The 25,201-nt window shown below is 57.3% G+C and carries 22 protein-coding genes and 1 tRNA gene; all 23 read left to right on the plus strand.

Annotated features, from left to right (window positions below; genetic code table 11):
* Window positions 1-54 precede the first annotated feature (54 nt).
* The 23 genes from MchiMG62_RS08890 to MchiMG62_RS09000 all read left to right on the plus strand — a co-directional run bounded on the left by MchiMG62_RS08890 (window position 55) and on the right by MchiMG62_RS09000 (window position 25,027).
* Window positions 55-324, plus strand: coding sequence for a hypothetical protein (locus MchiMG62_RS08890; RefSeq protein WP_221056650.1), 270 nt, complete (start codon window positions 55-57; stop codon window positions 322-324).
* Between the two features lie 3 nt (window positions 325-327).
* The gene (locus MchiMG62_RS08895; protein ID WP_221056651.1) at window positions 328-735 is read left to right on the plus strand and encodes an archease; all 408 of its coding nucleotides are present in this window, start codon (window positions 328-330) and stop codon (window positions 733-735) included.
* Between the two features lie 9 nt (window positions 736-744).
* A complete protein-coding gene (locus tag MchiMG62_RS08900; RefSeq protein ID WP_280636149.1) occupies window positions 745-2,181 on the plus strand; it encodes an RtcB family protein in 1,437 nt (478 codons plus the stop codon).
* Window positions 2,178-2,756 carry a BPL-N domain-containing protein gene (locus MchiMG62_RS08905; protein ID WP_244987654.1) on the plus strand — a complete coding sequence of 193 codons (579 nt, stop codon included), beginning with the start codon at window positions 2,178-2,180 and terminating at the stop codon, window positions 2,754-2,756. The genes MchiMG62_RS08900 and MchiMG62_RS08905 overlap by 4 nt, the downstream gene beginning before the upstream one ends.
* 19 nt (window positions 2,757-2,775) lie before the next feature.
* Window positions 2,776-3,210, plus strand: coding sequence for a DUF2111 domain-containing protein (locus tag MchiMG62_RS08910; protein WP_244987655.1), 435 nt, complete (start codon window positions 2,776-2,778; stop codon window positions 3,208-3,210).
* Window positions 3,211-3,215: 5 nt separating this feature from the next.
* Complete coding sequence (locus tag MchiMG62_RS08915) at window positions 3,216-4,196, plus strand: biotin--[acetyl-CoA-carboxylase] ligase (protein ID WP_221056652.1); 981 nt, start codon at window positions 3,216-3,218, stop codon at window positions 4,194-4,196.
* Between the two features lie 507 nt (window positions 4,197-4,703).
* Complete coding sequence (locus MchiMG62_RS08920) at window positions 4,704-5,204, plus strand: biotin transporter BioY (RefSeq protein ID WP_221056653.1); 501 nt, start codon at window positions 4,704-4,706, stop codon at window positions 5,202-5,204.
* On the plus strand, window positions 5,201-5,872 hold the full coding sequence (locus MchiMG62_RS08925) for an ATP-binding cassette domain-containing protein (protein WP_221056654.1): 672 nt from the start codon (window positions 5,201-5,203) through the stop codon (window positions 5,870-5,872). Before MchiMG62_RS08920 ends, MchiMG62_RS08925 begins: the two co-directional genes overlap by 4 nt.
* Entirely contained in the window at window positions 5,863-6,567 is a 705-nt protein-coding gene (locus MchiMG62_RS08930; RefSeq protein WP_244987656.1) for an ATP-binding cassette domain-containing protein, read from the plus strand. Before MchiMG62_RS08925 ends, MchiMG62_RS08930 begins: the two co-directional genes overlap by 10 nt.
* Window positions 6,549-7,202, plus strand: a complete 654-nt coding sequence (locus MchiMG62_RS08935) for an energy-coupling factor transporter transmembrane component T family protein (RefSeq protein WP_221056655.1) — start codon at window positions 6,549-6,551, stop codon at window positions 7,200-7,202. The genes MchiMG62_RS08930 and MchiMG62_RS08935 overlap by 19 nt, the downstream gene beginning before the upstream one ends.
* A 53-nt stretch (window positions 7,203-7,255) precedes the next feature.
* Window positions 7,256-9,004, plus strand: a complete 1,749-nt coding sequence (oadA, locus tag MchiMG62_RS08940; RefSeq protein ID WP_221056656.1) for a sodium-extruding oxaloacetate decarboxylase subunit alpha — start codon at window positions 7,256-7,258, stop codon at window positions 9,002-9,004.
* A gap of 13 nt (window positions 9,005-9,017) precedes the next feature.
* Window positions 9,018-10,493, plus strand: a complete 1,476-nt coding sequence (locus tag MchiMG62_RS08945) for an acetyl-CoA carboxylase biotin carboxylase subunit (RefSeq protein ID WP_221056657.1) — start codon at window positions 9,018-9,020, stop codon at window positions 10,491-10,493.
* Between the two features lie 73 nt (window positions 10,494-10,566).
* Window positions 10,567-10,676: transfer RNA gene (locus MchiMG62_RS08950), tRNA-Met, on the plus strand.
* A 507-nt stretch (window positions 10,677-11,183) separates the two neighbouring features.
* A complete protein-coding gene (locus tag MchiMG62_RS08955) occupies window positions 11,184-13,169 on the plus strand; it encodes a type I restriction-modification system subunit M (RefSeq protein ID WP_221056658.1) in 1,986 nt (661 codons plus the stop codon).
* The gene (locus MchiMG62_RS08960; RefSeq protein WP_221056659.1) at window positions 13,166-14,572 is read left to right on the plus strand and encodes an SIR2 family protein; all 1,407 of its coding nucleotides are present in this window, start codon (window positions 13,166-13,168) and stop codon (window positions 14,570-14,572) included. Before MchiMG62_RS08955 ends, MchiMG62_RS08960 begins: the two co-directional genes overlap by 4 nt.
* Window positions 14,569-16,680 carry an ATP-binding protein gene (locus MchiMG62_RS08965; RefSeq protein ID WP_221056660.1) on the plus strand — a complete coding sequence of 704 codons (2,112 nt, stop codon included), beginning with the start codon at window positions 14,569-14,571 and terminating at the stop codon, window positions 16,678-16,680. The genes MchiMG62_RS08960 and MchiMG62_RS08965 overlap by 4 nt, the downstream gene beginning before the upstream one ends.
* The gene (locus MchiMG62_RS08970) at window positions 16,677-16,814 is read left to right on the plus strand and encodes a hypothetical protein (RefSeq protein WP_221056661.1); all 138 of its coding nucleotides are present in this window, start codon (window positions 16,677-16,679) and stop codon (window positions 16,812-16,814) included. The genes MchiMG62_RS08965 and MchiMG62_RS08970 overlap by 4 nt, the downstream gene beginning before the upstream one ends.
* Before the next feature lie 260 nt (window positions 16,815-17,074).
* Window positions 17,075-17,617 carry a TIGR02391 family protein gene (locus MchiMG62_RS08975; RefSeq protein ID WP_244987840.1) on the plus strand — a complete coding sequence of 181 codons (543 nt, stop codon included), beginning with the start codon at window positions 17,075-17,077 and terminating at the stop codon, window positions 17,615-17,617.
* Entirely contained in the window at window positions 17,614-18,951 is a 1,338-nt protein-coding gene (locus MchiMG62_RS08980) for a restriction endonuclease subunit S (protein WP_221056663.1), read from the plus strand. Before MchiMG62_RS08975 ends, MchiMG62_RS08980 begins: the two co-directional genes overlap by 4 nt.
* Before the next feature lie 11 nt (window positions 18,952-18,962).
* Window positions 18,963-20,183: an AAA family ATPase gene (locus MchiMG62_RS08985; protein WP_244987657.1), complete on the plus strand. Its 1,221-nt coding sequence runs from the start codon at window positions 18,963-18,965 to the stop codon at window positions 20,181-20,183.
* A complete protein-coding gene (locus tag MchiMG62_RS08990) occupies window positions 20,180-20,779 on the plus strand; it encodes a DUF4276 family protein (protein ID WP_221056664.1) in 600 nt (199 codons plus the stop codon). The genes MchiMG62_RS08985 and MchiMG62_RS08990 overlap by 4 nt, the downstream gene beginning before the upstream one ends.
* Before the next feature lie 211 nt (window positions 20,780-20,990).
* Window positions 20,991-22,016: a hypothetical protein gene (locus MchiMG62_RS08995; RefSeq protein ID WP_221056665.1), complete on the plus strand. Its 1,026-nt coding sequence runs from the start codon at window positions 20,991-20,993 to the stop codon at window positions 22,014-22,016.
* A 2-nt stretch (window positions 22,017-22,018) separates the two neighbouring features.
* Entirely contained in the window at window positions 22,019-25,027 is a 3,009-nt protein-coding gene (locus MchiMG62_RS09000) for a type I restriction endonuclease subunit R (RefSeq protein ID WP_221056666.1), read from the plus strand.
* Window positions 25,028-25,201: the final 174 nt, after the last annotated feature.

The following is a 25,201-nucleotide window of genomic DNA, read 5'->3' on the forward strand; positions in this document are numbered from 1 at the left end:
TTCCCGGAAACCCTACCTCTTTTTTTAGCCCCAGCACCAATATGAGAGACTACCATGCAGAGCGATGTTGGGGAGCCAGGTCGATCACAGGACATATATGTCACAGAGGATGTTCGATCGTATGTCCTCCAGAGGAAACGCGACTTCCGGGTGAGCACATCCTGTAGCGGGCCCATTCTCCTGCCGGTATCGGTCAAACCCCCGAAGGCGACCGACCTGCAGGTTCCGATCGGGGATTATACCGTTTATATCTCGAAGTACCAGGCCCGCTACATCGATTCTATCCACAGAGGAATGATTCCTATATTCTACGAAGACTTCTAGATCATGAGCTTCGAAGAACTGGAGCACACCGCCGACGTCCTCATGCGGGTGCGAGGCGCGGACCTGGCCGAACTCTTTGCCGAGGCAGGCCGCGCGATGTTCCACGTGATGTACGGCCCCTGCGAGGACAAGGGTGTCGAGCGGAGGATCGAGATCGAGGCGGAGAACCTCGAGTCGCTTCTCATCGACTACCTCTCGGAACTGCTCTTCGTCACCGAGGTCGAGAACACCGTCTTCTGCACCTTTGACGTCGACCTCCGGGGCACCCGGCTCTCCGCCGTCCTCAGGGGCGAGCCGTTCGACCCCGCGCGGCACTCGGCGGGAGCGCTCATCAAGGGCATATCCTACTTCGGGCTCGAAATCGTTAAAGAAGAAGAGGGCTACGTGGTGGAGATCATCTTCGATATCTGAGTGATTGCCATGCTTACCGGAATCAATAAGATCGGGGACCTCGAATGGGAGGTTCCTATCGGATACGTTCCCGATATGCGGGTGCCGGGGCGTTTTTTCCTCTCCCGGAGACTGGCGGAGACGCTCGAAGAGGGAGCCGTCCGCCAGCTCGCGAACGTCGCGACGCTCCCCGGGATTGTGAAGCACTCCCTTGCCATGCCCGACATCCACTGGGGATACGGGTTTCCCATCGGCGGCGTCGCCGCGTTCGATATGACCGAAGGGGTCATCTCCCCGGGGGGGGTCGGATTCGACATCAACTGCGGCGTCCGGCTGATCACGACACCCCTGATTGAGGCCGATCTCGCCGGCAAGAAACGAGAACTGATCGAACGGCTCTTTGACGCCGTGCCGACCGGCGTGGGCGCAAAGAGCGCCATGAGGATCTCGAACAAGGATCTCACCGCGGTCATGGTCGACGGCGCCCGGTGGGCGGTCGAGCGCGGGCTCGGCACCGAAGCCGACCTCGTCCGGTGCGAGGGCGAGGGAGCGATGCCGGGCGCCGACCCCGGCGCGGTCAGCGCCAAAGCGCGTCAGCGGGGTTTGCCGCAGCTCGGGACGCTCGGCGCCGGCAACCACTTCCTGGAGGTCCAGGCGGCGAGGGAGATCGTCGACCCCGAAGCGGCAAAGGCCTTCGGGATCGCCGAAGGGCAGGTCTGCTTCATGGTGCACTGCGGCTCACGCGGCCTCGGCCACCAGGTCGCGACCGATCATTTGCGGACGCTTGAGGGCGCGCTTCCGAAGTACGGGATACGTCTCCCCGACCGGCAGCTCGCCTGTGCCCCGATCGACTCCCCGGAAGGCCGTGCCTACTACGGGGGCATGGTCTCGGCCGCAAACTACGCCTGGGCAAACCGGCAGGTCATCATGCACGAAGCGAGGAAGGTCTTCGCACACCTCTTCGGGATCGATTACGACGAGATGCGGCTCATCTACGACGTCGCGCACAACGTCGCGAAGTTCGAGCGCCACGACGTCGACGGTGTCTCGACGGAGGTCTGCGTCCACCGCAAAGGCGCGACGCGGGCGTTCGGCCCGGGAACTCCGGGTGTCCCGGGGGAGTATGCCGCGGTCGGGCAGCCGGTGATCATCCCCGGGAGCATGGGGACATCATCCTACCTCCTCCACGGCACGACGACCGCGATGCAGAAGACGTGGGGGAGCACCTGCCACGGCGCGGGGAGAGTGCTCAGCCGGTCGAAGGCCAAGAAAGAGATCCGCGGCAAGGAACTCCGTGAACGCCTCGCGGGGGAGGGCATTCTGGTGCGTGCCCACAGCGACTCCGTCCTTGCAGAGGAGGCCCCTGATGTCTACAAGCCAAGCGGGGAGGTTGTCCGCGTCGTGCATGAAGCGGGCCTCTCGAATGTCGTCGCCCGGCTCGATCCGCTCGGGGTGATCAAGGGGTGACCGGCAGGACGGGGCTGCTCTGGGACACCCCCCTGATGTTTTCGCGGCTCATCGAGGACTGCGGCGCCGCTTGCGAATCGGTCAATCCGAACATGCTTGCGTCTCCCTTCTGGCGCGGGAGGTTTGCTGCGCTCATCGTGCCGACAGGGTTTGCGAACCCGGCCTACTCGAACCTTCTCCCCGCTCTCCGGGCGGCGGAAGGTCGTATCCGGAGGTTCGTCGAGAATGGCGGGCGGCTGCTGGTCTTCGGCGCGGGATGCTCGCGCACGGACGCTTACGACTGGCTCCCGTTCCCGGTGACCTACTCGTTTGCCTACGGGCCGCGTGTCGTCCGGTTTGCCGGGGAGGGGCCCTTCAACTCCCTTTTTTCGGGGTACGACCTCGACGCCGTCGAGTGCGACGGCTCGTTCCCGTCACACGGCGGCGAGACGCTTGCCGCCACCCCCGATGGCGAGCCGCTCCTCGTCGGGAAGCCGCTCGGCAGCGGGATGATCTTGGTCACCAGTATCCATGAGTACCCGTCGCGCGAATTCCTGAAGGAATTCTCCTGCGGAGATAGGGAAACATTATTTTAGATAAAACCTGATGAACAGTATGGATACGACCATGAATCAATACGTCGTCTCTGCGTCTTCGAGCGCGCGCGATCTCATTCCGATCGTGGTATGTATCCACGATCTACTTGGTCGGCTGCCCGTTACGGCACGGTCCCGCGAACGCCCCGGAGTCAGGGTCGAGGACGGAGAGGTGATCGACGAGGCCTACACCGGCCCGATCCTCGAGGAAGTCCTGGCGGAGAACGTAACGAAGAGGGTCAGGCCGCCGAGAGGCCCGTACAAAGGCATCCCGGTGGTGGTGGCGCCGGTAAGGGACGAAGACGGCAGCGCAATCGGCGCAATCGGCATCGTCGACCTGACCGGCATCTTTGATCTGGCGGGTTTCATGGAGCAGAGCACGGTGATCCGGAGACAGGTCTGCGGCGAGGACCCGTGTCCGCTCCCGACCGAGTCGCCTGCAGCGAAAAGGTAATGGACATGAAGGATACGGCAATCAACGTATTGAAGATTCTCGAAGAATCGCCCGGCCCGGTATCGGGGGAACGGATTGCAGAGCAGCTGGGCATCACCCGGTCGGCTGTCTGGAAGCAGATACGCGAACTCCGGAGGCTGGGGTATGAGATATCGTCGTCCCGGGCGGAAGGCTACCGCCTCGAGGAGAAGACCAACCGGCTCCTTCCCTACGAGATCAACAAGATGCTCCGCACCCGGGTCATCGGACGGCAGATCCGTCACTTCGAGAGCACCGCCTCCACGGGCTGGATCGCGAAGAAACTTGCCGCCGAGACCGATCCTGAAAAATTGCACGGCATGGTGATCATCGCCGAGGAGCAGACCGGCGGGGTAGGAAGGCTCGGACGCGCCTGGGTCTCGCCCGCCGGCGGCATCTGGATTACCATTCTTCTGAAACCGAAGATCCCGCTCGACCACCTCTTCATGATCACCATGGCCGGGTCGGTCGCGATTGCCCGTGCCATCCGCAAGGAGTACGGCATCAGTGCGCTCATCAAGTGGCCCAACGACATCTTCATCGGGGACAAGAAGATCGCCGGCCTGCTCCTGGAACTTACTGCCGAGGCGGATACCGTGCACTACGCCCTCCTGGGGATCGGGATCGACGCGAACATATCGCTCACCGATCTCTCGCCTCCCCTGAAGGATATCCTGACCTCGCTCCAGGCGGAGGTCGGCCACGAGGTTGATCGCGTGGCGCTGCTTGCCCGGGTTCTCCGGGAGTTCGAACTGCGCTATCAGCAGCTCGAGGACGGCGAATACGACTCCATCATCCGCGAGTGGAAGAGCCTCTCCATGACGATCGACCAGCGGGTGGTCATCAAGACGATCAATAAGACCTTCGCGGGAGAGGCGATCGATATCGACGCCCACGGCGCCCTGATCATCCGGAAGGACAACGGGAAGGTTGAGCGGGTCATCGCCGGGGACTGTTTCCAGTTCTAGTCTCCCGGCCCCGGCCAACCTCGAATACCTTTTTTGGGTTGACGGGGCTCTACAAAAGCCCTCCGGCGTCAACGGAACTCTCTGAACGTTGCGTGAAAAAGTTCATCAGAGCCATCCATCGTTACCTCGCGCGAAGGCGCGCAGCCGCGAAGAGGGGTGCCGACAACTCTCCGAACTTCGCGTCCTTCGCACCTGACGGTGCTCAAACTCCGGTTCTTACGAACCATCGCACCTCGCACCTGACGGTGCTCGAACTCCGGTTCATACGAACCATCGCACTTCGGACCTGACGGTGCTCAAACTCCGGCCCAAAGGGCCGTCGTCCTTCGCACCTGACGGTGTTCATGCTCGCTCTCGCTTGCGTATTCCGACTCTATGACGATTCCCATAGAGATCACACGCCCGACATTCAACGGCAATGGGGAACCTCAGGGGGTTGCGTGAAGCAATGTTACGCAGCCGTCGGCAGGCTTTTTCAAGTCAACCATCCAAAATAGAAGGGTTGACATGATCCACCGGGCCCGTATTCTCGCCTACAGCGGTACGTTCATCGCGCTGATCGCCGCCGGGAGCTGGATCTCCATACCGCTTCCCCCGGTTCCGCTCACGCTCCAGACCCTTTTCGTCCTGTTATCCGGGATCGTCATGAAACGGTACGGGGCGATCCCCGTCGCTCTCTACGTCCTCCTCGGGGCGGCAGGTCTCCCGGTCTACCACAACGGCACGGCGGGCCTCGGGGTGCTTCTCGGGCCCACGGGCGGGTTCCTGATCGGTTTCATCCCCGCCGCACTCGTCGCCGGGCTCGCCTACGAACATAAGTCGCCGACCGCGCGGGTCGCGGGGCTGATCGCGGCGACCGTTCTCACCTACGCCTTCGGCGTCGCATGGCTCGCCTGCTCGGCATCGCTCTCGCTTTACCAGGCCATCCTGGTCGGCGTTGCCCCGTTCGCCGTCGGCGAGGTCGTGAAGGTCGCGGCCGCCTATACCATAGGAAAACGGGTGGCATGATCCGTATCACCGATCTCCGGCACCGGCTGCTCGACGTCCCCGACCTCGCGGTGGATGCGCGCCATATCGCCGTCATCGGGCCGAACGGGAGCGGCAAGACGACGCTGCTTTCGGTCTGCTCCGGCATCGAAGCGCCCGAAGCAGGATCGGTCCGGCTCCTCGGCCGTCCTCCGTCCGCCGTGAAGGTCGGGTGGGTGGGGGAGTTCCCCGACCGGACGCTCCTCTTCTCCCGGGTCTACGACGAGATCGCGGCGACGCCCCGGTTCCGTCACCTCCCCTGCCCCGAAACGGACAGGATGGTCCGGGCGGCCGCGGGAGTGGTCGGCATCCCGCACCTCCTCGGCAAGAAGATCCCGGCCCTCTCTGGCGGGGAGAAGGCGCTCGTCGCGCTGGCCGCCGCCTGCGCCGGCGACCCCGAGGTGCTCGTCCTGGACGAGGCCGACTCGCACCTGGACGGCGTGACGGCGGAGCGCGTCCGGCGCGTGGTGCAGGAGAGCGCCGCAGCCCACGTGCTCTGGTGCACACAGTCGATGGATGTTGCGGCTACCGCGGACTACGTCCTCTTCATGGAGAACGGCCGCGTCCGGCATCACGGCACGCCGGAGGAGGTCTTCTCCGCGCTCGAGGAGACGTGCTTTTACCCCACGATCTGGAGGGTATGCCGGTGAGGGTCGAACTTGCGGATCTCGTCTTCGCGCGGGACTCGTTCGTCCTCCGGGGCAGCGGCACATTCGACGAGGGCGTGCACCTGGTCAGCGGGCCGGTGGGGAGCGGGAAGTCGACGCTTGCTCTTCTGCTTGCCGGCCTGCTCCGGCCCGGGAGCGGGGCCGTCCGGCGGCACGACGTTCTGTCAACGCAGCTCCTGCTGCAGTTCCCCGAACACCACGTCACCTCTCCGACGGTTGCCGGGGAGGCCGCTTCCTGGGAGCTTGTGCCGGAGGAGGCGCTCGCGCTGGCGGAGTTGTCGGCGCGTGCGGACGACGACCCGTTCCACCTCTCCCGCGGCGAACTCAAGCGGCTGACCCTTGCCTGCGCGCTCCTGAACGATCCGGATCTGCTGCTGCTGGACGAACCGTTCAGTTCTCTCGACTGCACCGCGAAGAAGAAGGCCTGTGGGATGCTCGAAGAGCGGGATGCCGGCATCACGATCGTCTTTTCGCACGAGCGCGCGGTTCTTCCCCGGGTGGACGAAATCTGGGAGATGGAGGAAGGCGTTCTTGTGGCCCGCGGCAGCGTGCCCGGCGCGATCCCCTCCTGGCGGCACGCTCCGCCGTATCTACGATATGCTCTGGAACAGGGCGCCCGCCCTATGAACATCAGGCTCTCCGACGCCCGGGAGGCGCTATGCAGGATCCGCGGCTGAGGCTTCTTTCCGTCGCCGTCCTCTCGCTCGCAGCGTTCGCGAGCACCGCGGGAGCCGCCGCCGCACTCGTCTGGTGGCTGCTGTTTACACCGCGCACAAAATCGCTCCCCCGGCCGGGGGTGCTGTTGCCGCTCGTTGGAATGATCGCCGCAACGGCGCTCGTCTCCGCGTGGGGCGGCGGCGCGGGGCTTTCCTACCTCTTCCGGATGACCGTGATCCTTCTCCTCGCCGCGTGGGCGTATGCCGAGACGGAGGATGGAGAAGTGCTTGCCGTGGCGGTCTGGGCTCTCGGGAACCGGGTGGGGTTCGAGATCGGGCTCGTCGCCGAGATGGGAATTTCCGGCATTTCCGTGCTCCGTCAGGAGATCGAACAGGTGCGGACGGCGATGGCACTGAAAGGTGTCCGGCCCGGCATCCGTTGGATCGTACCGCTCGCCGTCACCCTCATCGTCACAGAGATCCGGCGGGCCGACGAGACTGCACGGCTGCTTGTGGTACGGGGGTACACGACCGGGGGGAAGATATGTCCCCGGTTCAGGACGGATCCTCTGGACGTCCCCGCCGGAATAATGACCATAATACCCGCCCTTTTATCGACTCTCCCTCTTCGCGACGTTTTTATATTAGTAGGATGAATTTTTGAGAGGCTTTATCGATATCTTCTCAGCCCTTCGAGGTGTACAATTCGATGTGTGCTGCCAAATCAGATTCACTCAATATCACCGATACCACGCTTAGGGACGCGCATCAGTCGCTCATCGCTACCCGCCTCCGGACTGAGGACATGCTCCCTCTCGCCCGGGCCATCGACGAAGTGGGCTTCTTCTCCGTCGAGGCCTGGGGCGGGGCGACCTTTGACAGCTGCATCAGGTTCCTCAACGACGATCCCTGGGAACGTCTTCGGGTGCTGAAGGCAGAGCTCGAGCGCACCCCGATCCAGATGCTTCTGCGGGGCCAGAACCTCGTGGGCTATCGGCACTACCCCGATGACGTGGTGGAAAAGTTCGTAGAGGCGTCGGCGCGAAACGGGGTCGACATCTTCCGGGTCTTCGACGCACTGAACGATATCCGGAACATGAAGAAAGCGATGGCGGAGGTCAAGAACGTCGGGGCGCACCTGCAGGGTGCGATCTCCTATACGACGAGCCCCGTCCATTCCGTCGCGACGTTCGTTGAGATGGCGGAAGAACTCTACTCGCTCGGCTGCGACTCGATCTGTATCAAGGACATGGCCGGCCTGATCATGCCGCACGATGCCCGCGACCTCATTGCCGGGATCAAGAAGACGGCGGATGTCAAAGTCTGCCTTCACTCCCACTGCACGAGCGGCGTCGCGCCCCTGAGTTACCAGGCGGCGATCGACGCGGGCGTGGATATCCTGGATACGGCAATGTCGCCGTTTGCCTTCGGCACCTCCCAGCCTCCGACGGAGAGCATCGTCGCAAGCGTTGCCGGGACGGCGCGCGATACCGGGATCGATCTTCTCCCGCTCCGGAAAGTCAGGAACGTCTGCCGCGAGATGCGGGAGAAGTACGAGCCGCTCTTCAACGCCATCGCGGACCGGGTCGACTCGGACGTTCTGATCTACCAGCTCCCGGGCGGGATGATCTCGAACCTTGTCTCGCAACTCAAAGAGCAGGACGCGCTCGACCGTCTTGACGAGGTGTTCCACGAAGTTCCCCGCGTGAGGGAGGATCTCGGCTACCCGCCGCTCGTTACGCCGACGAGCCAGATCGTGGGCACCCAGGCGGTCTTCAACGTCCTCATGAACGGGGAGCGCTACCGGAACGTGACGAATGAGGTGAAGGACTACGTCCTCGGCCTCTACGGTCGCCCTCCCGCCCCGATCAGTCCGGAGATCCGGAAGATGATCATCGGCGACGAGAAGCCGATTACGGTTCGTCCGGCGGATCAACTCGCGCCCATCTACGAGCAGATGAAGAAGGAGGCGACGGAACAGGGTCTCGTCAACCGGGAAGAGGATGTCCTCACCTACATCCTCTACCCGAGCATCGCGCCGTCGTTCCTCCGGGGCGAACGCCAGCCGGAGGCGATCCCTGAGAAGGCGGCTACAGCACCTGCCGGGGTTGCGGAGATCCCCCGCTCCATGGAGGTGGAGGTGGACGGCGAGATCTTCTCGGTCCGGATCGTCACCGTGGAGGGGGGCTCGGTCACGGCTCCGTCGGCCGCCGCCTCGTCGGCCAGGGCTCCCCGCGGGGACGTCGCCGGCGGTGTGAAGAGCAACATGCAGGGCATGGTCCTGAAGTTGATGGTCGAGCGCGGAGGCGCCGTCAGGAAGGGCGACACGCTCATCGTCCTCGAGGCGATGAAGATGGAGAACCCCATCCCCAGCCCCCGTGACGGCACGGTCTCGGAGATCTTCGTGAACGCCGGGGACGTCGTACAGAACGGTGACGTGCTGATGGTCATTGAGTGAGGCTACCAGGGCGATGAAATACTTTGACAAGATCCTGATCGCCAATCGCGGCGAGATCGCCATCCGGGTCATGCGCGCCTGCCGGGAACTGGACATCGACACGGTCGCGATCTACTCCGAGCCGGACAGGAACGCGCTTCACGTCAAGTATGCCGACGAGGCGTTCTGCGTCGGGGAGGCGCACCCGTCGAAGAGTTACCTCAACAAGGAGCGGATCTGCGATGTGGCTCTGAAGACCGGGGCCGAGGCGATCCACCCGGGCTACGGGTTCCTCGCGGAGAACGCCGGGTTTGCGAAACTGGTCGAGGAGGAGGGGCTGACGTTCATCGGGCCGTCGTGGAAGACGATCGAGGCGTTGGGCTCGAAGATCGGGTCGAAGCAGATGATGCGCGAGGCCGGCGTCCCAGTCCTTCCGGGCACGCCGGAGGGCGTGACGAGCGTCGACGAGGCAAAAAAGGTCGCCGCCGAGATCGGCTATCCGGTAGTCGTGAAGGCAAGTGCGGGCGGCGGCGGTATCGGCATGCACATCGTCGAGAGCGAGGGAGAACTCGAAGAGGCGATTGACGCGGGGATGCGGATTGCCCAGTCGGCCTTCGGGGACCCAACGGTCTTCGTGGAGAAGTACCTCGCGAAACCGCGCCATATCGAGATCCAGGTTCTTGCCGACGCGAACGGGCACACCGTTCACCTCTACGACCGCGAGTGCTCGATCCAGCGCCGGCACCAGAAACTGCTCGAGGAGGCGCCCTGCCCGATCATGACGCCCGCTCTCCGGGAGCAGATGACTGCGTCGGCCATCGCGGCCGCAAAGGCGGCGAACTACAAGAACGCCGGCACGGTGGAGTTCCTCTACTCGAACGGGAAGCACTACTTCATGGAGGTGAACACCCGGCTGCAGGTGGAGCACACGGTCACGGAGTTCATCACCGGGATCGATATGGTGAAGCAGCAGATCGCGATCGCGGCCGGGGAAGACCTCGCGATGGACCAGGAGGACATCAGTATGCGGGGGCATGCGATCGAGTGCCGGATCAACGCGGAGGACCCGCTGAACAACTTCACCGCCGACCCGGGCAAGATCGTCCGCTACCGCTCTCCGGGCGGCCCGGGGATACGGGTTGACTCCGGCATCCACATGGGTTACACCATCCCGGCGCACTACGACTCGATGATCTCGAAACTCTGCGCCTGGGGCTCCAACCGCGAGGAGGCGATCCAGCGAATGCGCCGGGCGATCTACGAGTACGTCGTCCTGGGGGTGAAGACAACGCTCCCGCTCCATTACGCGATCATGCACAACGCCCACTTCATCGCCGGCAACACCCACACGCACTTCCTGCAGGAGGAGCACATCGCGACGAGCCTGCGCCGCTACCTCCACGAGGAGGAGGCGCGTATGCAGACGCTGGCCGCCTCGCTCCGCCAGGGGAAGCACGTGGCGGCGATCACTGCGGCGGTCGATGTGTATATCCAGAGAAACTCGAAGTAACCCTCCATCCAATTTTTCCGGTGAGCCATAAGGTTTATTTGTCAACGCAGCATTGTTATACTGCACTTTGTGTGCTGCGGTGGCCTAGTCGGTTAGGGCGCCAGACTCATAGGGTTTTCGAGAGAACGGTGCGTCCAAACCTGGGACATCTGGAAATCGTGGGTTCGGATCCCACCCGCAGCATTGATTTTTGGGTTCTCATTTTGAGAATATTTTTCATCGAGAATGTTCCTCGGATAGTGTTTGCTTCCTGCGGATTGAAGCAACAACGCGAGGGCATCTGCTCCCGGTCAGAGTTGTAGACCGGTTTCGCAGGTGTTCGCTGGTTTAGATCGGTTCCTTATCCCGTGTAAGAGGAGGCATTATAAGGATCAATCTAAAAAGCGTGTTAAATCTGGAATCCACAAATCCCGCAATATCATTTCTTGTTTGAATCTGCACGGCCTGAAGATTTACTTCCAGCGGTCGAGCTCCTTGAGAGGCGACAAATTAGCAAGACACATAATAAGTGGGGATATAGATATGTTGTATAAATCGATAAGTGGGAATAAGGACAGCCTGTATGAAAATAGCCTGTCTGCGTCTTCCGTTCTCCAAAATCCTCTCTGAAGGCTAGAGGAGAGTTATCGGAGAGAAAAATGTCCCATCTCGGTGGTTCGATGGTTTATCTGCCACCTCCTGGAGTCGACCATGGAACAATCACAACTGAACTGGATCGTTAATTTCATCTGGGGAATCGCAGACGACGTTCTCCGCGACCTCTACGTTCGCGGTAAATATCGCGACGTTATACTGCCGATGACTGTCATACGGCGCCTGGATTCCGTGCTCGAGCCGACAAAGCAGGCTGTGCTCGAGATGAAGAGCACACTCGATGCGGCAGGGATCACCAACCAGGATCAGGCTCTCAGGCAGGCTGCAGGGCAGGCGTTTTACAATACTTCAAAGTTCACGCTCCGCGACCTGCGTGCTCGTTCAAGCCAGCAGCAACTTAAGGCTGATTTTGAGGCTTATCTCGATGGATTCTCCCCTAACGTACAGGATATTCTCGAAAACTTCGAGTTTCGTAATCAGATCCCCCGTCTCTCGAAAGCCGACAGGCTTGGAACTCTCATCGAGAAGTTCCTCGACCCGACGATCAACCTGAGCCCTGAACCGGCCCATGCGGCCGATGGTTCGGTACGGCTTCCCGCCCTCGACAACCATGCCATGGGTACTATCTTCGAGGAACTCATACGCCGTTTTAACGAAGAAAACAATGAAGAAGCCGGCGAACACTGGACACCTCGCGACGCCGTGAGGCTGATGGCTCGACTCGTCTTCCTGCCGATCGCCGATGAGATCGAATCTGGTACCTATCTGCTCTACGACGGCGCCTGTGGAACCGGCGGCATGCTCACGGTAGCCGATGAGACCCTGATGGAGATTGCCCGCGAGCATGGCAAGCAGGTTACCACCCACCTTTACGGCCAGGAGATCAACGCCGAGACCTATGCCATTGCCAAGGCCGACTTCCTGCTCAAAGGTGACGGTGACGAAGCGGATAACCTGGTCGGCGGCCCTGAGTACTCGACGCTCGCGAACGATGCCTTCCCTTCCCACGAGTTCGACTTTATGCTCTCCAACCCGCCCTACGGCAAGAGCTGGAAGACCGATCTGGAGCGTATGGGTGGCAAGAGCGGGATGAAGGATCCGCGTTTCATCATCGAGCATGCGGACGACCCGGAATATTCGCTTGTAACCCGGTCAAGCGACGGTCAGATGCTCTTCCTTGCGAACATGCTCTCCAAGATGAAGCACAACACCCGGCTTGGCAGCCGCATCGCCGAAGTCCACAACGGCTCCTCGCTTTTCACTGGCGACGCCGGTCAGGGGGAGAGCAATATCCGCCGCTGGATCATCGAGAATGACTGGCTCGAAGCAATCGTTGCACTGCCGCTGAATATGTTCTACAACACCGGCATCGCGACCTACATCTGGGTGCTCTCGAACCGCAAGCCGGAACACCGACGCGGGAAGGTGCAACTCATCGACGCTACGCAGTGGTACAAGCCGCTCCGGAAGAACCTGGGCAAGAAGAACTGCCAGTTCTCCGAGGAGGACTGCCAGCGGATCTGTGACGTCTTCCTCGCGTTTGAGGAGACCGAGCAGTCGAAGATCTTTGAAAACGCTGCATTCGGCTACTGGAAGGTGACGGTCGAGCGCCCCCTGAGGCTCAAGGGTATCGATGGAGAGCGCGCCTATAATGCCAAAGAGATCAAGGCGCTCAAGGAAAACTGTGAGCGTGACGAGAAGGCCCCGGCGGTAATAAAAAAGATCCACAGGCCCGGCAAGGTTGAACCGGACCCGCTCCGCGGGCTCTTCGAGGCCGTCATCGACGGCAAACGCTGTGTTGTGGAATATGAGCCGGATGGCGACTTTCGTGACACCGAGCAGATACCGCTCCTGGAAGAAGGCGACATCGAGGCCTTCCTCCGCCGCGAGGTGCTCCCCTACGCACCGGACGCCTGGTTCGACGAGTCGAGCGTGAAGACCGGCTACGAGATCAGTTTCAACCGCTACTTCTACAAACCCCAGCCGATGCGGACGCTGGAGGAGATACGGGCCGATATCCTGGCGGTGCGGAAGGAGAGCGAGGGGTTGCTGGATGATATCGTTGGAGGAGGTCAACCATGATTCCGGAGGCAAGCGAACAGATTCTCAAATGCCATGACGATTATACCCCTGTACGGTTTTGTGCTGATAGTGGCACAACCGTAGAGGCGCAATCGTTCAAATTGAAGGAGGGCTCGGCATGTTCATGGATGAAGCAGGGAGAGCCTTTTGGTCCTGACAAGTTGAGGTCACGCATCGAGCCGTGGTTGACCGCTCTTTTTCAGTCAGAGCATCAATCTGTGCTTGTGGGTTCTGGTTTAACTCACGCTCTCCATGTGATGGCAACTAGCAACGGTTTGCCTGGAATGAGTTTAGCCACCTTTGGCGCCTTTGGCGATGAAATCACTGCTGAAGCGAAGCGTTCTGCTGAGGCTGCGGGACGTGGTGACGGGAATATTGAAGATCAGATCCGCGTAGCTAATGAGTTGCTTCGGGGACTTGAAATTATAGCATCGAAAGAAAACGGCTCTGAACAGTATGTTTCACGATTACGAAGCGATTTGACGCATGTTCTTAGCGATTTCGCAAGTTCTATTCTCAAAGGAGAAGCAGGTGTAATTTCCGCGGACCCTGTTAAGCGTGAATTAGCTTTCAATTACCTCGTCAGTTTTCTGATGAGCTTTGCTAGCCGTTCCGGCACTCGCGACCGCTTGCATCTCTTCACGACCAATTATGACCGCTGCATTGAAGCGGGAGCTGATGTGGCGGGATTGCGCCTGATCGACCGCTTTGTCGGTACACTTGCGCCTATCTTCCGGTCTTCACGCCTTGACATAGATATGCATTACAACCCCCCAGGTATCCGTGGAGAACCGCGATACCTAGAGGGCGTCGCCCGATTCACGAAACTGCATGGATCTGTGGATTGGGTGGATTACAATAAGACCATTCAACGGATAGGACTTCCTTTTGGCGCTCAAGACCTCAATCCTTACCTGAATACCCCAGGATTGCAAGGTGCCGGGGCAATGCAGCTCATGATCTACCCAAATGCTTCCAAAGATCGGGAGACCGCATCGTACCCCTACGTCGAGTTGTTCCGTGACTTTGCAGCGGCGACGTGTCGGCCAAACAGCACCTTGATCTGTTACGGCTACAGTTTCGGCGATGAGCATATCAATCGCGTGATCGAGGATATGTTGACAATCCCATCGGCGCATCTGGTGGTGATAGCATACAGTGATCCCCTCGATAGGATCATGCGTACTTACGAGAAATTGGGCAGGCCTGCCCAGATGACGCTTCTGATTGGAAACCATCTTGGCGACTTCCAGACACTTGTAGATCACTACCTGCCGAAACCGGCAATTGATCGAACAACTTTCCGGATGGCTGAGCTGCTGAAAGCCCGTTGGGGCACGGTCCAGGATGGAGGCGACATCGACAGCACCAAATCAAAATCCGAAGGAGATCCGGCGCCATGAGTCAGACTCCCTTCGAGCACACCGGTAGTCTTCAAATTGGAACCGTAGACTTCGTGTCTTCTAATGAAATAAAAGTCGCTCTTGACATCGAGACTCCCGAATCCATGGCACTAAATGCAGGAGGGCCTCGGCCGTTCCCCCGGGTCAACAGCTATGTTCTAATACCCGTCGACAATGGCTTTCTCGTCGGGCAGATCGGGTGGTTGACTGTCGAACGATCCGCATTCCCAAAAAGGCGTGGGATGCAGGACTTCGGTCTCATCGATCTACCTTACCCGTTACGCAAACTTAGTCTCAATCCGCTTGGTACCCTACGAGAAAATCCCAATGACTCTGATCAATATGTATTCCAGCGAGGTGCTGACGCTTTACCGTCGGTTGGTGCAGCGGTTGTGCTCCCCAGCGAGCGTCAGCTGCGCTCGATTGTTGAGTCCGGGGAACGAAGGCGTGTGAAGATCGGAACAAGCCCTCTCGCTGGCAATGCGAAGGTGTGTGTGGATCCGAACCGGCTGTTCGGTCGTCATCTCGCCGTCCTTGGAAATACAGGCAGCGGCAAGTCCTGCTCAATCGCCGGGCTGATTCACTGGAGCCTTGAACAGGCTCAAGAGATCTGTTCCGGGCAACCTAATGCCAGATTCATCATATTGGACCCAAATGGTGAATATTCTCATTCCTTTGGTGGAGAGAATTCTGCGATCAAAGCACGAATTTTCAAAGTTAATCCAGCGGGCGGTGAGTGTTCACTAAAAGTGCCGCTGTGGCTCTGGAATAGTGCAGAATGGTGCTCGTTCACACAGGCGAGTGCAAAGACACAGAGGCCGCTGCTCAAGCGGGCATTACGTGAGGTCAAGGCGGGTTGGATAGGGGCTACCGGATCGACGGATGAGGAAAATAAACTATCTTTACGCCGATATTTGTCTTCAACACTTATCACATTACAACGTGATCTCCGGTCAGGAGCAATAAAGACCGATGAAACTAAGTTTGGATTTCGCCTGAAGGCGATCCGCGACGATTTGGAGTACAAGCAAGGCGAATGCGCAACCACTCGGCTCAATGAGATCTCCAAGGCGATAGATGATGCTTTGCAGGCAACACATAACTCGTTCAAGAAAGAGGGTAAACAAATCGATTATTACCGCGCTTTTACGGAACAACAAGTCGAAATAGTTATTACTACGATCAAGTCGTCTCTGGAAACGCTTGGAGGGATTACTTATCCGGAAGGGCCGGACGAAGATGTACCTCTATTCTTCAAAGGCTCGGATCTAGCCGACCATCTTGAGATCCTATCTAATCAGGAAAATGTCAGTCAATATCTGGATTTCCTGATCTCCAGGATTCGCACCCTGCTTTCAGATTCAAAAATGAATGCCGTTATTGGCTGTGATGGCAGCATCACCCTCAAGCAATGGCTCACGGATTACATCGGGAAGGATAAAGCTGAAGACGGTTCCGTAACAGTGATCGACCTGTCATTGGTGCCGACAGAGGTCGTTCACGTTGTGACGGCCGTGATAGCCCGTATGGTTTTCGAAGCACTTCAGCGCTACATGAAAATCAATGGTGCTGCCCTCCCGACTGTACTCGTAATGGAAGAGGCACACACGTTCATCAAGCGTTACAGAGACGATGTTGAGAACCACGATGCAGCTGCAGTTTGCTGCCAGGTTTTCGAGCACATCGCTCGCGAAGGACGAAAATTTGGATTAGGGCTTGTGCTTTCGTCTCAACGGCCTTCAGAGCTTTCTCCCACAGTCCTTTCCCAATGCAATACCTTTCTTCTGCACAGGATCACCAACGACCGTGATCAAGAACTTGTCCACCGACTTGTACCCGATAACCTGAAAGGCCTTCTACGAGATCTCCCATTGCTACCGTCTCAAAGTGCAATTCTGCTCGGTTGGGCGTCAGAGTTGCCGATATTGGTGAAGATGAATGATTTGCCCAAATCACAGCAGCCGCGTTCAGATGACCCGGATTTCTGGGGTTCATGGGTGGGCAAAGACGAAGAAGGCAAGCAGATGCTATGTAGCATCAACTGGTTACCCATTGTAAAAGATTGGCAGGCAGGGCAGGATGGTGAGATTGAGGGTGAAGATACATGATCATCGACTTCAAACTCTCTCCAGCCTACGAGAACTCCGGTGTGCTAGGGCTGGAGGGGCACGTTAGTACTCTGGCGGTGTGCATGGAGAACGAGAGTTTGCTCTTTGAAAACTACGGGAGATACTCGCAATGAGCGCCGTGTCATGCTTTTCAGAAGAGCAGATCGAGGCGTTGGCTCGCTTGCTCGGGGAGTGCGGAACCGGCTCGGATATTTCTCGTACACTAGATAATTGCGGGCTCGTGGACAAGTCCGGTCAGTCCACCAAATGGCGACGCCTTGAGTGGGTGTTTCTCGAATCCCAGAGACAATATCAATGCGCAAATCATGTGCTCAACTTTATCAGATCCTTCCTGATCCCCGTTCGTTTCACTGGGCGGAGCGATGTGTTCGAGATGCACCGCCAAGAACTCAATGTCATCCTGGCCTTTTCCGGTATCGAATACGGTTCAGATGGGAATTTCCGGCAACGAGAGGTTGCAAAAACACTTGATGGAGCCGAAAGGCGTGTCAAAACGATTCAGGCGAAGTTCCGGGGCCGGCGCATACACCCCGAAGTCCCGAAGTACTGCCGAGCCGAGCTCTTGCAGGACAACTACTTCCACGCAGTCTTTGAGGCGACCAAGGGCCTTGCACAGCGAATCCGCGACATGTCCGGGGTCCAGGCGGATGGAGCTGCACTTGTGGACAGAGTGTTTTCGATCGATCGCCCGCTCCTTGTTCTCAACTCGCTTCGGACCGAGACGGAGAGATCTGAGCACAAAGGCTTTGCTATGCTCCTGAAGGGATGTTTCGGAGCCGCCCGGAATCCCCTGGCTCATGAGCCAAAAATTCTGTGGGAAGGCGAAGACGACGCAGCAGACTACCTATCGCTAATTTCACTTTTACATAGGAAACTGGATGATTGCGTACCAACAGGGCTAGGAGATACGAAATGATCCGCGACCTCAAGCCCTACCCCGCGTACAAGGATTCAGGGGTGCCGTGGCTCGGAGAGGTCCCGGAGCATTGGTTGATCGAGCGCCTCAAGTCAGTGATGAGTAACGTCATTCAGATGACTGGAGAACTACAAAATGGCGAATCCTATGTCGCCCTTGAACATGTTGAAAGTTGGACAGGTCGCTTGAGACAAGCGGATCCGGAAGTGTTCTTCGATAGCCAGGTCAAACGCTTCCAGTCTGGAGATGTGCTATTCGGAAAGCTGCGCCCATATCTTGCAAAAGTCACTCGACTGACGAGTGCTGGCGTCTGTGTCGGTGAGTTCTTCGTCCTTCGCCCCTGTGTCTCAAACGTAACTGCTCCCTACATCGAGCAACTGCTACGATCGAAGCCAGTCATTGACGTTATCAACAGTTCTACCTTCGGAGCAAAGATGCCTCGTGTGGATTGGCAATTCATGGGAGGAATGATGATACCTCTCCCACCCCTCCCCGAACAGTCCGCCATCGTCCGCTTCCTCGACCACATTGACCGGCGCATCCGGCGCTCCATCCGCGCCAAACAGAAGTTGATCAAACTGCTGGAGGAGCAGAAGCAGATCCTCATCAACCGCGCCGTCACCCGCGGCCTCGACCCGAACGTGCGCCTCAAGCCCTCCGGGGTGGAGTGGCTCGGGGAGGTGCCGGAGCATTGGGAGGTATCGCGGCTGAGTCAGTTCTTTACCCTCCAGAGAGGTTTTGACATCACTAAAGATCAACAAACAGAAGGGGAGATCCCCGTAGTGTCCTCTGGAGGTATTTCTTCGTACCATAACCGCGCTACGGCAAGAGGACCGGGCGTCATTGTGGGTCGCAAAGGAACTGCTGGCTCTGTGCACTTTGTTACCACAGACTATTGGGCACACGACACTACGCTTTGGGTCAATGATTTTAAAGGAAATCATCAAAAATTCATTTACTACCTTCTACAAGTGCTTGATCTAAAGAGATTCGACACCGGATCTGCTAATCCAACCATCAACCGAAATCTCATTCATCCAGAACGAGTTGCTTTCCCAAGATATGATGAACAGGCCACCATCGTAGCCTATATCGACAAGATTACGAAAGATCTCGGAATTACCATCGCCGCCACACAACACGAGATCTCCCTCCTCCGCGAATACCGCACCCGCCTCATCGCCGACGTTGTCACCGGCAAGATGGATGTCCGTCATATCTCATTGCCTGACGAGAGCAATATCGAAACAATCTTTGGCGAGGACATAGAACCCCTCGACAATGAGACATGCGCACTTGACGAAGTCGAATGTGCCGTGGAGATAGAAGAATGATTATTTAATAAATGGAGGTGGTGCTCATGAATGAACCCGTATTAAAAGAGATTCACTTGAGGAATATACTGTCGTTTGGGCCGGATAGCAAACCGCTTCCACTTGGACCGCTGAATGTGTTGATCGGTCCTAACGGTTCTGGGAAGTCTAACCTTCTCGAAGCAATAAGTCTGTTGCGGGCGGCACCCAGAGATCTGTCCGCGCCGGTTAAGGAGGCCGGGGGCGTGAGGGACTGGTTGTGGAAAGGTAAGAGAAACCCTACCGCCTCTATTGAAGTGATCATACATAATCCAGATCGCCCCAACATGCCGATTCGGCATAGTTTTTCATTTGTAGAGCATGGTAAGCGATTTGAAGTGGCGACAGAACGGATCGAGAATAGGGATCCTTTTCCGGGGTATGAAGGCTCTTTCTTTTATTATATAAATGAAAAGGGGCACATACGACTAAAGGGGAAGCCACAATACGAAGAGAGAGCATACCTGCAATCGGAAGATAGCGAAGAGAGATCTCTGTCGAGAGATTTTATTGACCCGGAAGCATCAGTTCTCTCACAAGTTAAGGATCCCGAGCGCTATCCCGTACTTGCCTACTTAACAGATATTTATGGAAAGTTCCGTCTTTACCGGGAATGGACCTTCGGACGCTATACCGCTCCACGAAAATCGCAAAAGGCCGATCTTCCAAATGACTATCTGTTAGAGACATGCGAGAATCTGCCCCTCGTCTTAAACTCTCTTCGTCCGTCTGCTGAGCAGGATATTCTCAAGGCGCTGAGTTACCTATATCCCGAAATCAATGGTTTTTATGAACAGATTGAAGGAGGCGGAGTTCAACTTTTCTTCAAGGAAGGATCGTTTACAATCCCGGCAACCCGACTTTCTGATGGCACATTGCGATACCTGTGTATGCTAGCGATTCTCTGCCATCCAAACCCGCCGCCGCTGGTCTGCATAGAAGAACCGGAGTTGGGTTTGCACCCCGATGTCCTGCCTTATTTAGCAAAACTGATGGTGACAGCATCAGAACGCTGCCAGTTGATTGTGACGACACATTCTGAAATTCTAGTGGACGCCCTGACCGAAATTCCAGAATCGGTTATTGTTTGTGAGAAGCAGAATGGTAAAACCGAGATGCAACGGCTTAACAGCGAAGAACTTGCAGGATGGCTGAAGAAGTACCGTCTGGGAGAGTTATGGCTTAAAGGAGAGATCGGAGGAACTCGTTCATGACAGCAAAAATATACCTGGAGGGAGGAGGCGATTCAAAGGACCTGCATATCTTGTGTCGTCAGGGGTTCAGGCAATTAATGGAATCAGCGGGTTTCTCGGGGAAGATGCCAAGACTCGTTTCTTGTGGTGGCCGCGATGCAGTGTATGAAGACTTCAAAACAGCACACCAGCAAAATAGTACCGATTACATTGCTATGCTGATTGACAGCGAAGACCCTGTGGACGACCTTGAAAGGACTTGGGATCATCTTGGGAAACGTGACCATTGGGAACAGCCGGATGGTAGCGATGACCAGCAGGTGTTGTTCATGGCAACCTGCATGGAGACATGGATTCTAAGCGACCGCGTTACCCTTCGGCAACATTATGGTCACGATCTCCAAGAATCAGCGTTGTCGCCGCTTGAGAACCTTGAACAACGCAATCGACACGAAGTTCAGGAAAATCTGAAACATGCGACGCGCAACTGTTCGAACGCCTATCAGAAGGGCAAGCGTTCCTTTGAAGTGTTGGGCAAACTCGACCCCGCAACTCTTGAGACTCACCTGGAGGCTTTCAGGCGCATGAAACGTATCTTGAATGAAAAAATGCAGTAACCATTGTTGTCGGTGATCCTTGAAACGACTCGCTGGGTAATGCGGCTTCCAGCCGGATGGGCGTATGCATGACAGCAGAACTCCTGTCATTCAAACCAATGTCATTCGATGAGGTTGAAACGCGGAGTGAGGGCGATGAGGAGAGCATTAACTTTGACAGAATCCTTGAGGAGGTAGAACCTTGATAAATGATAGGAACGCGATCCCTCCGTTGAATGCATCAAGGGCGGGCCAGGGGTCCGATCTGGATGTTCCATTCTGCTGGTTTAATGAAAATGGCAGTAAGATCGGTAATATTGATCATCTTAACTGTTCAGAACCCGCTCTTCTCTGGGCGTCGCTGACCGTCGGCGCACCATATCTCGCTATTGTGATCCGAGATCTCAGAGATGCACCCGCATTTGCTCTCCACAAATGGTTTGCCATCCGTTCTGTCCTAGACTTCCAGAATGGTGAAATACATATGAGAGAAGCGTTTAAGCTCCTTGATCCCAGTGAAAAAGGGGCTCTTTCTTACTGGACTGGGATGATCTTTGCGAAACTGGCTGCTGAGCAGGTTCTTGCTGCCCCCTGGATGGCTCATGCCCGGCTGTTACAAAAGATTGGACTATTGCAGATTAACCCACCCAATACGAAATCTCTGCCGGATCTTATTGGTTGCACCTCCAGAGCAGAATCCGGAATTGACTGGCACATTGTTGAAGCAAAAGGGCTCCAGAGATATCCCTCACCGAATCGAAGACAAAGTTACAAGAATCAAGTAGGTGTGATTGAAACCATATCTGGAGAAAAACCGGCAACACGCAACTACTGTATAGCAAACATACGCTCTCCATTTTCTGCTGAACTCCATGATCCTGAGAACATATCCGAAAAGTCAATAGATGCCGATATAAACCCTCTTGATCTTCAGAAATACTATTACAGGCCATTCCTTGACCTTTTTAGTGATGCTGAGGACGGATCCAATGTAATGATATCGAAAAATTTTGTATTTAAAAAGTTGCTATGCGATCCTATCCATAAAGAGCGGTGTTGCGTTGGTATCGCTAGGGAAGTGTTCGATCAAGTGAAAGAATGGGGAATCAAGGAACAAGCAGGAAGTGGTGAAGAAAATAAGCCACTGAAGAATATTGACGTCTTGGAACTAAGCAAAGACGAAATATTCGAGTATGGGGATGCGTACATCGGTTCTGACGGAATTTTCGTTCAGCTGTTGCGAGAGAAAGCGTGGTAGATATGGCACCCTCAACCGACACCACCGAAAAAGGTCTGGAGCGCCTGATCTGCACCGCCCTGACCGGTGCACCCTGTGATGCACAGCAGGCCGGCGGCACGGTGGCCTACCCCCCGGCCCCCTACGGCGGTGCCGGGTACATCTGCGGCCGTTCCGGAGACTACGACCGCGAGTACTGCGTCGATCTTGTGCAGTTCTGCCTCTTCCTGCGTGCGACACAGCCCGAGGTTGCCGAAGCGCTCGAACTCAACAGCGACAACCCGACCCGGCGCAAGTTCCTCGCCAGGCTCCAGGGCGAGATCGCCAGGCGCGGCACCATCGACGTGCTGCGCAGCGGGCTCAAGCACGGCCCGCACCACATCGACCTTTTTTATGGCGCCCCCTCGCCAGGGAACACGAAAGCCGCCGAACGCTATGCTCTCAACCGGTTCAGCGTCACGCGCCAGCTCCGCTACAGCCGTGACGAAACACGGCATGCCCTCGACCTCTGCCTCTTCATCAACGGCCTGCCGGTCGCCACATTCGAGTTGAAGAACAACCTGACCAAACAGACCGCCGAGGACGCAGTCCAGCAGTATAAACGCGACCGCGACCCGCGGGAGAAACTCTTCGAGTTCGGCCGTTGCGTCGCGCACTTCGCCGTGGACGAGCATGAGGTGCGATTCTGCACTCACCTCAAGGGAAAGGCGTCGTGGTTCCTCCCCTTCAACCAGGGCTACAACGACGGTGCCGGCAACCCGCCGAATCCCAACGGGCTCGAAACCGACTTCCTCTGGAGACACGTCCTCGCCCGCGAGAGCCTGACCGATATCCTGGAGAACTACGCACAGCTCGTCGAGAAGAAAGACCGGAAAACCGGCAGAAAGAAGCGGGAGCAAATTTTCCCGCGCTACCACCAGCTCGACGTGGTCAGGAAACTCCTCGCCCACGCCGGGCAGGTTGGTGCCGGTCGACGCTACCTGATCCAGCATTCGGCGGGCAGCGGCAAATCAAACTCCATCGCCTGGCTCGCCCACCAGCTCATCAGCCTGAAAAAGAATGAGAGGGAAGTGTTCGACTCCATCATCGTCGTCACCGACCGGCGTATCCTTGACCAGCAGATCCGGGACACCATCAGACAATTCGCCCAGGTCTCCTCGACAGTGGGTCACGCCGAGCACTCCGGCGATCTCCGCCGGTTCATCGAGGCCAACAAGAAGATCATTATCACCACCGTCCAGAAGTTCCCCTTCATCCTCGATGAGATTGGAGGCGAGCACCGGGGCCGCCGCTTTGCCATCATCATCGATGAGGCACACTCAAGTCAGGGTGGAAAGACATCGACAGCCGTCAGCATGGCGCTCTCCAGGGCCGGAGCCGCTGAAGAGGATGAGACCCCCGAGGATGCCGTCAACCGTATCATGGAGTCACGCAAGCTCCTGCCCAATGCGAGCTACTTCGCCTTCACCGCCACGCCCAAGAACAAGACTCTGGAACTCTTCGGCGAGCCGTTCGAGGAAGAGGGACAGATCATGCACCGGTCTTTCCACAGTTACACCATGAAGCAGGCAATACAGGAGGGTTTCATCCTCGATGTCCTGAAGAGTTACACGCCTGTGAACAGTTACTACCGGCTGGTCAAGATGGTCGAAGGAGACCCGGAGTTCGACACCAAGCGGGCGAAGAAGAAACTCCGCCGCTACGTCGAGAGTCACGACCATGCCATCCGGCTCAAGGCCGAGATCGTGGTGGACCACTTCCATGAGCAGGTGATCGCGCTCGGAAAGATCGGCGGGGAGGCACGGGCGATGGTGGTGACGAGCAGCATCGAACGCGCCATCCAGTATTATCATGCCGTCCAGGAGTACCTGATCGAGCGCAGGAGTCCATACCAGGCTATCGTCGCCTTTTCAGGTGAGCATGAGTATGGCGGCACGAAAGTGACCGAGGCCTCACTCAACGGATTCCCATCGAACAAGATCGCCGACAAGATCCAGGAGCACCCATATCGGTTCCTAATCTGCGCCGATAAGTTCCAGACCGGCTATGACGAGCCGCTACTCCACACCATGTACGTGGACAAGATGCTCTCGGGCATCAAGGCCGTGCAGACACTCTCCCGCCTGAACCGGGCGAACCCACTGAAGCACGACACCTTCGTGCTTGACTTCATGAACGACTCCGACACCATTCGCGAGGCGTTCGCCGACTACTATCGCACGACGATCCTCTCCGAGGAGACCGACCCGAATAAACTGCATGATCTGAAGGGAGAACTCGACGGCTACCAGGTGTACACGCCGGATCAGATCGAGACACTGGTTGAATTATACCTGAGCGATGCCGGCAGGGACCGGCTCGACCCGATCCTCAACACCTGCATTCACACCTACAAAGAAAACCTCGATGAAGATGGTCAGGTGGACTTCAAGAGCAAGGCGAAAGCATTCATCCGTACCTATGGCTTTCTCGCCTCGATCCTCCCCTATACCAACGCCGAGTGGGAGAAACTCTCGATCTTTCTGAATCTCCTGGTGCCCGGGCTCCCCGCACCCCGGGAAGAAGACCTTTCGAAGGGCATCCTTGAGATGATAGATATGGACAGTTATCGGGTCGAGAAGAAAGCCGCAATATCGATCCAGCTCCCTGATGCAGACGCCCGGATTGATCCAATCCCCGCCTTTGGCGGAGGGCGCCAGCCCGAACCTGAACTTGACAGGCTCTCAAACATTATCAAGACATTCAACGATCATTTCGGCAACATTTCATGGAGCGACGCCGATCGGGTCAATCGCCTGATCACCGAGGAGATCCCGGCAAGGGTTGCTGCTGACAGCGCATACCAGAACGCCCGGAACAACTCCGATAAACAGAATGCGCGTATTGAGCATGACAAAGCGCTGCTTCGTGTGATGACCGCTCTGCTCAAGGACGACACGGAGCTCTTCAAACAGTTTAGCGACAACGAAGGGTTCCGGCGATGGCTATCCGATGCCATATTCGCACTGACGTACACCGAAGCGAAGGCCTAATTGGCCTGAGTGCAACTGGTGGGAGTTCTGACAGGGAAGTTCTCCATCGTCCACGAGCAGATGGTTGTGATCAGCACTCTGTATGAATCTGTCATTCACTAGAGCATAACAAGCCCTGAAATTCCTCTTTTGATGAGTTGTGCCGGGAAGAGGGACAATTGAGGCACCTTTGTG

Origin of the sequence: Methanoculleus chikugoensis (genome assembly GCF_019669965.1) — an archaeon.
Lineage (GTDB): Archaea > Halobacteriota > Methanomicrobia > Methanomicrobiales > Methanoculleaceae > Methanoculleus > Methanoculleus chikugoensis.